Annotated in this window: 11 protein-coding genes; 9 read left to right on the forward strand and 2 right to left on the reverse strand. The window is 52.8% G+C overall.

Features of this window, described 5'->3' with window-relative positions:
* Positions 1–21: 21 nt before the first annotated feature.
* Positions 22–1,173 (reverse strand): ABC transporter ATP-binding protein, encoded by a 1,152-nt coding sequence (locus TA5113_RS08010; RefSeq protein ID WP_058314539.1) that lies wholly within the window; start codon positions 1,171–1,173, stop codon positions 22–24.
* A gap of 75 nt (positions 1,174–1,248) precedes the next feature.
* Here TA5113_RS08010 and TA5113_RS08015 point away from each other — a divergent pair, with 75 nt between their 5' ends.
* The 8 genes from TA5113_RS08015 to TA5113_RS08050 all read left to right on the forward strand — a co-directional run bounded on the left by TA5113_RS08015 (position 1,249) and on the right by TA5113_RS08050 (position 11,151).
* Positions 1,249–2,157: a LysR family transcriptional regulator gene (locus tag TA5113_RS08015; RefSeq protein WP_245627137.1), complete on the forward strand. Its 909-nt coding sequence runs from the start codon at positions 1,249–1,251 to the stop codon at positions 2,155–2,157.
* Between the two features lie 344 nt (positions 2,158–2,501).
* A complete protein-coding gene (locus TA5113_RS08020) occupies positions 2,502–3,584 on the forward strand; it encodes a sugar ABC transporter substrate-binding protein (RefSeq protein ID WP_058314540.1) in 1,083 nt (360 codons plus the stop codon).
* Positions 3,585–3,647: 63 nt separating this feature from the next.
* Positions 3,648–5,174: a sugar ABC transporter ATP-binding protein gene (locus TA5113_RS08025; RefSeq protein ID WP_058314541.1), complete on the forward strand. Its 1,527-nt coding sequence runs from the start codon at positions 3,648–3,650 to the stop codon at positions 5,172–5,174.
* Entirely contained in the window at positions 5,167–6,132 is a 966-nt protein-coding gene (locus TA5113_RS08030) for an ABC transporter permease (RefSeq protein WP_058316671.1), read from the forward strand. The genes TA5113_RS08025 and TA5113_RS08030 overlap by 8 nt, the downstream gene beginning before the upstream one ends.
* Positions 6,129–7,094, forward strand: a complete 966-nt coding sequence (locus tag TA5113_RS08035; protein ID WP_058314543.1) for an ABC transporter permease — start codon at positions 6,129–6,131, stop codon at positions 7,092–7,094. The genes TA5113_RS08030 and TA5113_RS08035 overlap by 4 nt, the downstream gene beginning before the upstream one ends.
* A gap of 2 nt (positions 7,095–7,096) precedes the next feature.
* On the forward strand, positions 7,097–8,053 hold the full coding sequence (locus tag TA5113_RS08040; RefSeq protein WP_058314544.1) for an SMP-30/gluconolactonase/LRE family protein: 957 nt from the start codon (positions 7,097–7,099) through the stop codon (positions 8,051–8,053).
* Between the two features lie 349 nt (positions 8,054–8,402).
* Positions 8,403–9,998, forward strand: coding sequence for an aldehyde dehydrogenase family protein (locus TA5113_RS08045; protein WP_082625839.1), 1,596 nt, complete (start codon positions 8,403–8,405; stop codon positions 9,996–9,998).
* A gap of 88 nt (positions 9,999–10,086) precedes the next feature.
* Positions 10,087–11,151 (forward strand): NAD-dependent epimerase/dehydratase family protein, encoded by a 1,065-nt coding sequence (locus TA5113_RS08050; protein WP_058314545.1) that lies wholly within the window; start codon positions 10,087–10,089, stop codon positions 11,149–11,151.
* Positions 11,152–11,483: 332 nt separating this feature from the next.
* On the opposite strand, the gene TA5113_RS08055 is transcribed toward TA5113_RS08050, so the two are convergent.
* A complete protein-coding gene (locus tag TA5113_RS08055) occupies positions 11,484–11,837 on the reverse strand; it encodes a hypothetical protein (RefSeq protein ID WP_058314546.1) in 354 nt (117 codons plus the stop codon).
* 175 nt (positions 11,838–12,012) lie between these two features.
* Between TA5113_RS08055 and TA5113_RS08060 the strand changes: the two genes are divergently transcribed.
* Positions 12,013–13,011, forward strand: coding sequence for a helix-turn-helix transcriptional regulator (locus TA5113_RS08060; RefSeq protein WP_165589398.1), 999 nt, complete (start codon positions 12,013–12,015; stop codon positions 13,009–13,011).
* Positions 13,012–13,079 lie beyond the last annotated feature (68 nt).

The following is a 13,079-nucleotide window of genomic DNA, read 5'->3' on the forward strand; positions in this document are numbered from 1 at the left end:
TTGGTTTCCGCAACGGCCATGCTAAGCAACTTCGCTTTGCGCAGGGACGGTGTGCGGGTTGAAGATACGTTTGCCGTCAGAGCCGAACAAGAGAGCAGCACTCCCGTCAAAGGCCAAGCCAACATTGGCACCAATATACAAAGAGCTGCGCTGCTCGGGGGCGGCCCGCAGAGTAACTCGGCCGTCATGTCCTGCAAGACTGATTTGTGCAAAGATTTCGGAACCAAGGTTTTCGACGTGGACGACCTGACCCGCAAGGACCGCGTCTTCGCCAGCAAGGCGCAATGCCTCGGGGCGCAATCCAATACGCACGGGGCCACTCAGATTTTTAGGGGCCAAGGTCGGCAAAACAACGTTGTCGAATGTTAGTGCCCCATCCGACGCTTCCACTGGCAGGATATTGATTTTCGGCGAGCCGATAAATTCAGCAACGCGAATGTCCAATGGATTGTTGTAAACTTCGTCTGGCGCGTCGCATTGCAGGATTTCGCCGCCCATCATAACCGCAATGCGGCTCGACATCGTCATCGCTTCGACTTGATCGTGGGTCACATAGACAAAGGTCGCACCCAGACGACGGTGCAATTCAGCAATTTCGGCACGGGTTTGAACGCGAAGCTTGGCGTCCAAATTTGACAACGGCTCATCAAGTAGAAAAGCCGCGGGTTCCCGAACCAAAGCGCGTCCCAAAGCCACGCGCTGACGCTGGCCTCCCGACAACTGACCAGGTTTTCGATCAAGAAGATTATCAATCTCGAGCGTCTGTGCAGCGTGTTTGACAGCAGCGGCAATTTCGACGTTTCTATTACGCGCGCCCGGTATAAACGGCCCGATCACCGGAAGCCTCTGCGATGCACTCAATTGGCGCATTTTCAGAGGCACCGAGATATTTTCGGCAACGGTCAAATGCGGGTAAAGCGCGTAGGACTGAAATACCATAGACAGGTTGCGATCCGCCGCGCGAATACCGGATACGTCCTGCCCGTTAATGCGGATTGCACCCGAAGTCTGGCCTTCAAGCCCAGCAATGATGCGCAGCAAGGTTGATTTACCGCAGCCGGATGGGCCAACAAGTGACACGAATTCTCCGTCAGCGATATCCAAGGATATCCCCTTGAGCACCTGCGTGTCCCCAAAGGCTTTGGTGACATGATCAATCTGTAGATCGGCCATCTGATTCCCCTATCAGTTGGCGGAAGACCTAATAGGCGAAGGCGAAAGTCCTATGACGTCATATTAGTGAAACCGATGGCTGGTACCGGAATAACGAAAGGAAAACCAATGCGGCCGAACCATCATCAGTTTATCGCCTTTTCCTATGTGGTGCGCGAAGGAAGTTTTTCAGCTGCCGCCCGTCGTCTCGGGGTAACTCAGTCCACCGTGACGCAGCATGTTTCAAAACTAGAAGAGCTTGTGGGTTCAGAGCTCCTACTTCGCAGTCGTGACGGCGTTTCGCTAACGCCTACGGGTCGAGATTTCTTCGGATTGGCGGATCGCCTTGTCGCTCTGGACAGCGAAATCGGGGAGCGCTTGCAGGGCTACTCTTCATTAAATGAGGGTCGCCTCAAGGTAATTGCAAATGCCCCCCAACCGGCTTTGCAAGTCATTGCCGCGTTTAATGATCGATTTCCAAATGTTCACATTGATTTTCGCCTTTGCGACTGGACAACGGCCAACCAACTTATCCGAGATCGCGTGGCTGATGTGGGCTTGATTACAGATGCGCCAGAGCGTGACGACTGGGATCGCGTTTTCCTTCAAAAATCGCGCTATGTCCTGTATTGCCGTTTTGACCACCCTTTGGCTGCGCGGAAAATTGTTGGTTTAGAGGATCTTGTGGATCAAACCATTATACTTCCAGAAAATGGTTCACTAACGCAGCGTGTTGTGCGTCAGAAACTTAAAGAGCAGCGGATCGCGCTCCCTCAACTTATTACTATGACCACATTCCCTGTCATGTGCGAAGCTGTCAGGCAGGGCCTTGGTGCAGCAATTTTCTTAAAGAACAGCAGCGGTATCTATGATGATTTGGTTGAAATTCCGGTGCGAGATTTTCAGCAAGAACACCAAACGTGGCTGGTCGCACCCAAGGATCGCGCCCGCTTAAAGTTGATCAGAGAATTTCGTACGGCCGCTTTAGCAATTGCCATTAAGTAGCTTACGAGAGTGTCCCGGCCAATTAGACGGACCGCTCTGTAAGTCAGTCAGTTGGCAAGCAAACTGGTATCCGCCTCATTTTCCGCGATGAGCCATCCAAAGATTTCTCGGCAACTGGTTCCTGCGCATTGCTTTCATAGCATCGCTTCGCAGCATTAGGCACATTGGGCGCGCGGTTAGACTTCGCAACGTTCTCGGATTTTTGATCCCCACAGTTGTTGACAAATGTTTACGTAATCATCTAAGCATGGCGGTACATGTTTACGTAAACATACTCACGATCAAATGAATACGTATACATTTTTTGAGCTGGAGGGCTCATTCCAAACTGGGAGGAATTAAAAATGAAAAAATTACTACTCGGCACGACTCTATGCGCCTTGACCACAACCTTTGCTGCGGCAGAAGAAACGCACCGTCCAGAGTGCTTTGCACCGGCGCCTGGGACATCCACCATTTCCTACGATGCCAAAGAAGGTCCCTACAAAATCGCATTTGTGAACGGCTTTGCGGGCAACGATTGGCGCATTCAGGCGATCCAATCGGCAAAAGCCTGGGCCGCGCGTGACGACAATGCGGGCAAACTTTCGGAGTTCAACGTTGTATCAGTCGGTAACGACAGCGCCGCGCAAATTGCCGCGATCGACAACTTCATTGCCGCTGGCTACGATGCGATTACCTTTATCGCCGTGAACCCAACAGCATTTGAACCGGTGATCCGTCGGGCAAATCGCGCCGGCACGGTTCTGGTTCCATTCGACAATGTTTTGGACACTGATCAGGTTGTTCAAATCAACGAAAGCCAGATGGCTCTGGGCACGTTGAAAGCGACCTCCGTCATGGAAGAGCTTGGCGGGTCCGCAGAAAAAATCCTAATGGTCAACGGTCTTCCCGGCAATGCAACTGACCGCGATCGCCGTCTTGGTATGATGAGCGTTTTGGAAAAGGTTGATGGTCTGGAAATTGTTGAAGTTGTTGGAAATTGGGATACCGGTACCAGCCAGAAAGTCGTTGCGGATGCTCTGGCGACACATGGCCAATTCGACGCGGTTGTTTCTCAGCATGGTTCTGCAGGATCAATCAACGCACTTCAAGCCGCAGGCCACCCAATTGTTCCAATGGGTGTCGATGGCGAAAATGGGGTTCGCATCTTAATGGATGAGCTTGGCATCCCCGGTGTATCTGCAAGTCAGGCCCCCGCCATGTCTGCTGTTGCACTTGAGGCTGCCGTTGCACTCTTAGAAGGCAACACATTGCCTCAAACCGTGTTTCTCCCCATTCCCCAAGTCGCGGCAGCGGACCTGGAAGCTGGGGTGAACTACTTCCCGGATCTTCCGAAATCGTTCAACACCGGAACGGGGTATGTGGATTGCTTTGCGCCATTCACACCAGAAGAGCTGCTCGGTCAGTCTCCTGACAACAAGTAAGTCCTAATACGACTGAACCGCGCGGGCATTTCGCCGCGCGGTTCTTCTTTTTTGAGAGAACACATGACTGAACCCAATTTACCCATCGCGTCTATCAAAGGCGTGACGAAGTCTTTTGGCGCAACGATCGCGCTTCAGGACGTCGATTTTGACTGTTACCCCGGTGAAGTCCATGCTGTGTTGGGCGAAAATGGTGCCGGCAAAAGCACCCTTATGAAAACCATCTCTGGGGTTCTGGCACCCACAAGCGGCACCGTGTTCGCTCAAGGCAAACCGGTTACCTTCAAAGGCCCTGCCGATGCCATGGCGGTCGGCTTTGTTTGCATGTACCAAGAATTGTCACTGGTACCTGACCTCACCGTGCGCGAGAATCTATTGCTTGGCGCGCCGGGTTCTGGCCTTGGACGGTTGAAAGGGGGCGCTTTGCCGAAAGCGCGCGAGCTGCTCGACCAAATTGATGGGGAACATATCAGGTTTGGTAGTAAAGTTTCCGATTTGACATTGGCAGAGTGCCAACAAGTCGAAGTGGTCAAAGCCTTAATCCGAAACCCAAAATTATTAATCTTGGATGAATCGACCTCTGCATTGAACTCTTCGGTTGTCGACAAAGTGTTCGACCTTGTTCGTGCCCAGCGGGATCTTGGCGTTGCGATCCTGTTCATATCTCACCGCTTTCACGAAATTGAAGCGCTTGCAGATCGGATTTCAGTGTTCCGTAATGGACAGCGTGTTGAAACCTTTAGGAATGGGGATCAAGACTACAGCACAATCATCAATATGATGGTCGGCCAGCGTATTGATGAGCTTTTTCCACCGAAAGTCATCCCGAAAGCAGGCGCTGAGCCCGTTCTAGAATTGCGAGATTTTGCCTGGCCGCCGAAAGTAAAACCAACTTCGTTCACCATTAAAGAAGGTCAGATCATTGGTCTTGGCGGGCTGGATGGCCAAGGTCAATCCACGCTTTTGCAAGGTATTTTTGGTCTGCTGAAAGGTACTCAGGGGACAATCCTCATCAACGGGTCTGACGCGCCCAAATCCGGCCCGCTCGCTGCAAAACAAAGCGACGTTGGCCTAGCCTACATCCCCGAAGACCGCAAAGCTGACGGGCTCATTCAAGCACAGTCCATAAACGAAAATCTCGAGCTCGCCGCGCTTGGTCGGTCAGATTTGAACGCGACGGATCATAACATATACAAACCTTCGCTCGATCGATTGGAGCTGAAGCATGGCGGACTTGATTTGCCTGTTTCTTCGCTATCCGGAGGCAACCAGCAAAAGGTCGTGCTTGCGAAGTGGCTTGCGCTTGCGCCAAAGGTCTTATTGTTGGCCGACCCCACGCGTGGCATCGATGTTAAGACCAAAACACAGATATACGCCTTGCTTCGTGAGCTGGCAGAGCAAGGTACGGCAATTCTGCTTTTGAGCACCGATTACGAAGAACTCATACACCTTTGTGATGAAACCCATATTTTCTATGACGGAGGGATCGTCCGAAGCCTGCGGGGTGAGGACTTGTCCGCCCAGAATATCATCGGTGCATCTTTGAATATTCCTGATGTTGCAGATCATAAAGGAATTGCAGATGCGTGATTTTGTGACTGCCTACCGCCGTGAATTGATCGCCGCTGCGGTTCTAGCCGCTCTTTTGGTTTTCTATCTGATCACACACCCGAGAGGTGCGTCCACATACGTGCTCACCATCTGGGCGAACCAATGTGCAATCCTGGGGCTCGTGGCAATCGCCCAGTTTTTCGCCGTTGTTGTTCGAGGGATCGACCTTTCTGTTGGTGCGATCATGGCGCTGACCAATGTTGTTGGATCACATCTACTTTCCGGTACCGGTATCGACTTAGCCTTTGGTGTCATAGTCGTTGTTGCCACCGGCGCCGCATGTGGTTTGCTCAACGGTTTACTTGTGGTCTACGGGCGTATTCAACCCATCGTTGTGACCCTGTCATCGGCTTCTATCTTTGTCGGGCTTGCTCTGATCCTACGACCCACCCCTGGTGGCCGTGTGAACTATGATATCGCAGATGCGATGACGCTTGATCTGTTTGGCATCCCGACAGCGCTGGTGCTCATCGCCATCATCATTTTTGCCTTTTGGCTCCCTTTCCGTCGGACCGGTTTGGGGTTGGGAATATATGCGGTCGGCTCTTCCCAACAAGCGGCCTTTCAATCTGGCATGCCCGTTGCAACCATCCGTTTGGCGGCGTTTACACTTGCTGGCGTCTTTGCAGGTCTGGCCGGGCTTTTTTATACTTTCGTAACAACAACTGGTGACGCAGGCATTGCACCGAACTTCACCCTGAATTCCATCGCAGCGGTGGTGCTTGGCGGCGTCCTTCTTAGGGGAGGCACCGGCACCTTAATTGGCGCATTGATCGGGGCCTTCATCTTAAAAACGATTGCCTCGCTTATGTTCTTTTCAGGCATTCCCTCGCTTGCTCAGCCTTTGTTTGAAGGCCTGATCCTCGCAGTTGCCATTGCGGTCGGGGCCGCGGATGTGCTGCGCAGTAAACACCGTCTGGAGGTCTTTGGGAGATGACGACTTTAGTAAAACCGTCGCAACTGCCAGCGTGGGTCAATATTGAAAGCTTGTTGCCATATATCGGAACCATCCTGTTGATCGTTGGCGCCAGCTTCACCTTCCCACAGGTGCTTAGTATCGACTACTTAAGCCAACAGCTTCAGATCGCCGCTTTCCTTGGCATCTTGGCCGCAGGCGCGACCCTCGTAATCCTTTTGGGCCATATTGACCTTTCTGTCCCTTGGACACTGAATGGCGCAGCCATTGTCGCCACTGCCATGGCCGGGTCGGGGAATGAGATATTGATTGCCTGTGCTATTCCAGCAGCCCTCTTGTTCGGGGCGGTTGTGGGCGCGATTAATGGCCTTGGTGTCACGATCCTGCGCATCCCGTCGATGGTTTGGACACTGGCCATGAACTCCATTCTGTTGGGAATTTCGGTTCTCAATACTGGCGGTTTCAATCCAAAGGGTGAAAGTAGCGCAACCATGTCATGGCTTGCATCGGGAACTGTCGCGAGCATTCCGGTGGCGTTTCTTGTTTGGATGACGATTTCAACGGCGCTTGCGTTGCTGATGATGCGCACCGGCTACGGTCGTTACCTCCGCTCTATCGGATTTAACGAACGCGCAGTTTACTTGTCTGGGGTCTCCACCAAAACCGTGGTCACGGGAGCTTTCATGATTGCTGGTGTCTGCTCAGCGTTTGCCGGTGTGATGCTAGCGGGCTACGCCAATCAGGCCTACCAATCCATGGGAGATCCCTTTCTTCTTCCAACTATTGCGGCTGTTGTGATTGGGGGTACATCTATCCTTGGTGGACGCGGAGGCTTGTTTGGCAGCATCGGCGGCGCATTGTTCATCACCATCCTAAATTCAATCCTATCGGTGATGCAGATTTCAGACGCTTGGCGTAGCATCGTGTTTGGTGTCATCATCCTCGCGATGCTGCTGTTCCAAACGTTGCGCAAAAGGGGCTAACCATGACAGAGACCACATTGCCAACAGACGTAGGATATGAGGTCTACGATCCGTTCTTTGCAACGATGCTTGACCTCGACCGCCCACCCGAAGCTATTGCGACTGGGTTCATTTGGACGGAAGGTCCTGTTTGGCTGAGTGACCGTCTTTATTTCAATGACATTCCGACCAAGCGCATGTTTCGTTGGACCGAGCAAGGCGGCACAGAGATTGCCATTGCTGATAACAATTATGCAAATGGTAACACGCTGGATTTAAACGGCCATATGATCAGCTGCGAACACGGTGGGCGCTGTGTCTTGCGTCGCTTTGATCCGGATGACCCGAATGGAAGTGAGATCATTGCTGATACATACGAGGGCGGGCGATTAAACTCTCCTAACGATGTCGTTGTCACCAGTGATGGCTGTATTTGGTTCACTGACCCGCCTTACGGGATAAACTCCGACATCGAAGGTTACCTATCTGAACCAGAACAAGACGGCTGCTATGTCTTCCGGCTTGAACCCAATGGAAACTTGACGGCCGTCGTTACCGATTTCGACAAGCCCAATGGGTTGGCGTTCTCACCCGACGAAAGCCAAATTTACATTGCTGACTCTGGCGCCATCCGAGGCGCAAGTTTTGAGGGGATCGATTACAATCGACCCCATCACATAAGGGTCTTTGATGTAAAGGATGGCATCCTTAGTAACGGCCGCACATTTACAGAGATTTTTCCGGGCGTCCCAGATGGGTTTCGTGTCGATCACGAGGGGTATATTTGGAGTTCCGCTTTAGATGGTATTCATTGCATTGCCCAAGACGGCCAGCTGATCGGGAAAATCCTTTTGCCGCAGCAGACATCAAACCTTTGTTTCGGCGGAACAGACGGGACCACAATGTTCATCACGTCTTCAGATAAGGTGTACCGAGTGTTTTCTAGCCGGAAAGATGCTGCTCATAAATTCCTGAAATAGGGATTTGAGAGTCGTACGCTCTCTGGTCTCGTAAATTTAACTCAGGCTTTCTGAGCCTCCCTAGCTGAACTGGTCCGCCCCTATGTTTAGAAAGCGGAGGATCAAGAATGGCAAACAAGCGCCCGAAGCCGGAAGCGATAGTTTCGAAGTTACGGCAAGTTGAGGTGTTGATGCCGCAATCAGCACATTTTTGTTTCTTTTTTCAATAACCTGGGATGGGATGCCGCAATTTCGCGAAATCCGCATTACTGTTGGCGCGATTTGCAAATTGATTGGCGCGCTTCGCAATTGGGGGAGTTGCCTGGGTGGTCTAAGTTGAATTCAGAGCAACACATTAGGGAAATGTACGATGATTGCTGTAGATGCTTTTAAGACCTTGGACCCTGAAGCTTGGACAAAAGTGGGGGTGGTCGAACGGCTGGCTCTAATTGAAACCATTCAGGACAATATGCTGACCTTCGCCGAAGAGCTGGGCGATGCCGATGCTGCCATGAAGAACGATCTGGCCGGCAATGGCGCGGTGTCCCAAGCCGAAGGAATCGCAACGACTTTGAATGCCATGGGCAACACCATGATGGGCATTCGTCATATGTATGAGTCTCTTGTGCATGGTGAGATGCCTCAGGCGAATGGCAGCCGCGAGATTGGCGAGGGCCTATACGAGGTCGACGTTTACCCGATCCACCGAAAGGACAAGCTTTTGGCAGGTAAGGGCCGCGGTTTCTTGCATGTGGAGGGCGCACCGAAGCAAGTGAACCCGTTGGACAAACCAGCTGGTGTGATCGCCGTTTCCGGTGCTGGCAACTACAGTTCATCAATTGAGATGGCGATGGCGCTGTTTCTTGAAAATAAGGCGGTGATCCATAAACCGCACGCGCTGAACCAAGCCTCTGATGACGTCTGGGCGAAGGTGTTCGCGCCACTGGTGGATATGAAAGCGCTGGCGTTCATTGATGGCGATCAGGGCCGCGAAATGGCCGCGTTGGCAGGTTTGGACGCCATCTACTTCACCGGCTCTACAGGTGTGGCGCATGCCATCCAAGACGCGGCGAGCGCACCATTGGTCTCTGAATGCGGCGGCAACAACCCATGTTTGATTGTGCCTGGCGAGTGGACCGACAAAGAGATGGAACACTGGGCAATCCAGATTGCATCTGCAGGGAAACTTAACGGTGGCGCAGTGTGCGGCCGTCCTCAGACCATCATTACGTCTAAGAACTGGCCACAGCGCGAACAGTTTATCGCCGCCCTGCGCAAAGCAATTGCGGAAGACACTTTTGGCACGGCGACCTACTATCCGGGCGTCGACAAAACCAAGGAACGTTTCCTTAAGAACCAGCCAACTGCGGAAATCCTGCAGCCTGAAGGCGGCGCCCATCCTGCCAGCGATTTCGTTTTGATCCCGGGGATCAAAGAAGATGACTTTGCGGTCACCAACGAAGCCTTCTGTCAGATCTTTAGCGAATTGCCGTTGGACACGGAAAACACCGCGGAGGACTTCCTGACCAAAGCAACCGTTTTCTGCAATGACAAGCTGCTGGGCACTCTGGGCTGCATGCTGCTGGTGGACAACACCACATTAAAAGCCAATGAAGACCGCGTTCATCAGGCGGTGAACGAGCTGAACTATGGCGGCATCGCTGTTAACAACATTCCACCAAACATCTGGCTGAACGGCTATCTCACTTGGGGCGGTTGTGGCGAAACCACTGAAAACTTCGTTTCTGGCGTTGGAAACTTTGGCAACGGTCTGAACTTTGAAAACATTAAGAAATCCGTGATCATTGACGATTTTGCAGCAGACACGTTCGCGCTGACAAACCGTAAGCAGATCGACCACTTGTTGGTGAACGCCTCTAAATTCTCGGTAGATCAAAGCTGGGGGAAATTTGCGAAACTAGCCGGTCAGATGGTCGTAGATGGCCTGCGCCGTAAAGACTTCTAGCCTCTCGGCCAGAACCATAAATCTTCTTCTCTGAAACCTGAGACACGGTCAGTGACTGTGTCTCTTATGACGAAATTTAGGAACTAACATGTTTGACATTGATACATCCAAACCCGTTCTCGTAACCGGCGCCACTGGCTTTGTCGCCGGTTGGGTTGTCAAAGGCTTGCTAGAGGCCGGGTGCACTGTGCACGCTGCCGTCCGAGACCCTTCCAAGGCAGAAAAAATAAAACATCTGGACGAGATTGCCGCGAATTCCACCGGCGAAATCAAATACTTCGCTGCGGACCTTTTGAATGACGGGTCTTATGACGAAGCCATCGCTGGCTGCGGTGTGGTCTTCCATACAGCCTCTCCGTTCACAGTCGACGTAAAAGACCCGCAGAAAGAGCTGGTGGATCCAGCGGTGAACGGCACCATCAACGTCCTGCATGCGGCGAACAAAACCGACAGTGTGGAACGCGTGGTTCTGACTTCGTCCTGTGCCGCGATCTATGGGGACAATGCCGACGTTGCCAAAGCGCCAAATGGGCGTCTTGATGAAAGCGTTTGGAACACGTCCTCGAACTTGTCTCATAACGCTTATTCCTTCTCAAAAACAGAAGCAGAGAAGGCCGCTTGGGAGATCGCAAAGTCTCAGGACCGTTGGAAACTGGTTGTTGTGAACCCAAGCCTTGTGGCGGGACCCGCGCTACAGGACCGTCCGACATCTGAGAGCTTCTCCATAGTTAAGCAGATGGGCGATGGCACGATGCGTATGGGCGCGCCGCGTTGGGCGTTTGGCGTGATTGACGTGCGCGATCTGGCGACCGCCCATATTGCTGCTGGCTTCCACCCGGACGCCAATGGCCGCAACATCATTTCGGCACATGAAACCGATGTATATGCGATGTCCCAGGAGCTGAAGCAAAAGTATGCCAAATACCCACTGCCGCGCGGCGCGGTGCCAAAATGGATGGCATGGCTGATGGCCCCAATGCTGGGCGGAGGTATGACCCGTGCTTTGGTGGCGCGTAATTTCAACATTCCTTGGCGTGCTGACAACACCAAAGCGAAACGCGAGCTGGGCCTAAGCTACCGTCCGCTGCGGACAACCATGGAAGATATGTTCGAGCAAATGCTGGATGCCGGCATGCTGGAACGCAAGCTTTAAGGAGCGTTCAAAAAAGGCTCGTAAATCCTGACTTTGGATGGCCGCCGGCCGATGAACCCCTAACGCGCAGTCTTGCAAATACCTAGGGAAAGGCCGCGTTTGTCGAAGGCCACGAGGCTCGCATCCACCACCTCAAGGACATGGATTTGACATGGGCTTTGGGGTGGTCGCACCCTCTGTGGCAAAGCGCTGGAGCCGGTGCTGCAAGCCTTCATGGATGCCATAAAACGGGTCGAGCATTCGACACGCGTAGCCCGTTGCGCACAGGCAAACCGGCACCGCTTCTTAGATGGGCGGAGCCGCCTTATCCGCACCTTTGGAGCAAGTGGAGTTTAGCTCTCTTCAGGCCTGTTTAGCCGAGCCCAACCGAGGAAAAACAGAATAGCGAGATCAATCACGATAAAGCTAATTTGCAATAACGTGGGAATGTTGCCTCCGAAAGTGATCAGCGCGCCGAACAGGCCGATGGCGACAACGATAAGCGACCATGTTCTCGCTGCCTGATGGCCGAAGCGGATCAGTGCGCCCAAGGCGAAGTAGATAGCGCCATAAGGGATCAACCGTATGGTGTCCGGGTTTGCTTCGTGGATAGCAAATGCCGCCATATGCAGGATACCGGTGACGAGCAAAAGGTCGGCACCCGTCATGACTGCGCCGCGGATTGTGAACCCAAGTTTGGTCAGCATCTGTTTTCTCCGATGTGCTGTTTTTTGGTGATTTAAACCCCGATAGCACCTTGCATCATTGGGGAACCGCGCCAAAGTAGTGCCTAATGGCGCCAACGAGATCTGCGCCTCTAGATTTACGGATCGCGAACCAAGAGGTTGTGACAGGAACATGAAGGAAGACGATAGGTCTGCAATGAAACCGAAAGAAAGATATCTGATCAGCGCCAGCCTAAAAGCCAGCGCCCGCATGCTGAACATATCGACCGAGCGGGTTCTGAGACGCGCAGGATTGCCTGCGGATTATTTGGCTTCTGAAACTCGTGGTGTTACTGCGCGGGAATGGTTTGCCGTTTGGGAAGCTTGCGAGGCTGAGTATGGCCAACCGGACATAGCAATGAAGCTGGGTCAAGCGATGGCGCGGGGGCCATTTGTGCCACCGATCTTCGCATTCTCTTGCAGCCCGAATATCGAAATGGGCCTTTCGCGCTTGGCGCAGTTCAAGCCGTTGATGGGCCCCTTAACGCTGGATGTGGTGCGCCGTGAGGATGCGGTCGAAGTCACCTACCGTTCGGTGGATCCTGATATTTCAATCCCGCCTTTGTTGGCACGGTTCGAAGCCGTCTACTTCCTAGAGTGCTCTCGCATCTTTACCGGTGAACATATTGTGCCGCTGGCCATTGGTCAGCTGGGCAATTCGGAAGACTGGGAGCCATTGCATGATTTCCTTGGCGTGCCCCCTGAACCAGCCAACGAGTTCCACCTGACGTTCTCTTTGCAGGACGCAACCTTGCCTTTGATCACTCAGAATGAGGAAATGTGGGCCGGCTTTGAAGAAGACCTGCGCAAGAAATTGGCTGATCGCAGTGCGAAGCTGACAATGAGCGACCGCGTGCGCAATGCATTGCTTGAAGCGCTGCCTTCCGGGCACAACACCGTGGATGATGTATGTGGGCGGCTCTATGTGTCCAAGCGCACGCTGCAGCGGAAGCTGAAAGATGAGGGTGCGACGTTCCAAGAGATCTTGGATAAAACGCGCACGGATCTGTCTCATCATTACCTCAAGCGCCCCGAGGTAAGTGTTGTTGAGATTTCGTATTTATTAGGCTTCCAGGACCCGGGTTCTTTCTATCGCGCTTTCCATGGCTGGACCGGTCAGACACCGGCCGACGTCCGTAGTCGGTTGCTAAATTAAGGCTTGGCACGATCTGGCAATCAATTGGCATCAATTGTCATTTAAAGCCAGCCGCGTGCTGACTAACT

This window comes from Cognatishimia activa, from assembly GCF_001458335.1.
In the GTDB taxonomy this organism is placed as follows: Bacteria; Pseudomonadota; Alphaproteobacteria; order Rhodobacterales; family Rhodobacteraceae; genus Cognatishimia; species Cognatishimia activa.

Bases quoted from the DNA above. Each gene is read 5' to 3' on its own strand.
- TA5113_RS08010 (WP_058314539.1), bottom strand. From the start codon at position 1,173: ATGGCCGATCTACAGATTGATCATGTCACCAAAGCCTTTGGGGACACG.
- TA5113_RS08015 (WP_245627137.1), top strand. From the start codon at position 1,249: ATGGCTGGTACCGGAATAACGAAAGGAAAACCAATGCGGCCGAACCAT.
- TA5113_RS08020 (WP_058314540.1), top strand. From the start codon at position 2,502: ATGAAAAAATTACTACTCGGCACGACTCTATGCGCCTTGACCACAACC.
- TA5113_RS08025 (WP_058314541.1), top strand. From the start codon at position 3,648: ATGACTGAACCCAATTTACCCATCGCGTCTATCAAAGGCGTGACGAAG.
- TA5113_RS08030 (WP_058316671.1), top strand. From the start codon at position 5,167: ATGCGTGATTTTGTGACTGCCTACCGCCGTGAATTGATCGCCGCTGCG.
- TA5113_RS08035 (WP_058314543.1), top strand. From the start codon at position 6,129: ATGACGACTTTAGTAAAACCGTCGCAACTGCCAGCGTGGGTCAATATT.
- TA5113_RS08040 (WP_058314544.1), top strand. From the start codon at position 7,097: ATGACAGAGACCACATTGCCAACAGACGTAGGATATGAGGTCTACGAT.
- TA5113_RS08045 (WP_082625839.1), top strand. From the start codon at position 8,403: ATGATTGCTGTAGATGCTTTTAAGACCTTGGACCCTGAAGCTTGGACA.
- TA5113_RS08050 (WP_058314545.1), top strand. From the start codon at position 10,087: ATGTTTGACATTGATACATCCAAACCCGTTCTCGTAACCGGCGCCACT.
- TA5113_RS08055 (WP_058314546.1), bottom strand. From the start codon at position 11,837: ATGCTGACCAAACTTGGGTTCACAATCCGCGGCGCAGTCATGACGGGT.
- TA5113_RS08060 (WP_165589398.1), top strand. From the start codon at position 12,013: ATGAAACCGAAAGAAAGATATCTGATCAGCGCCAGCCTAAAAGCCAGC.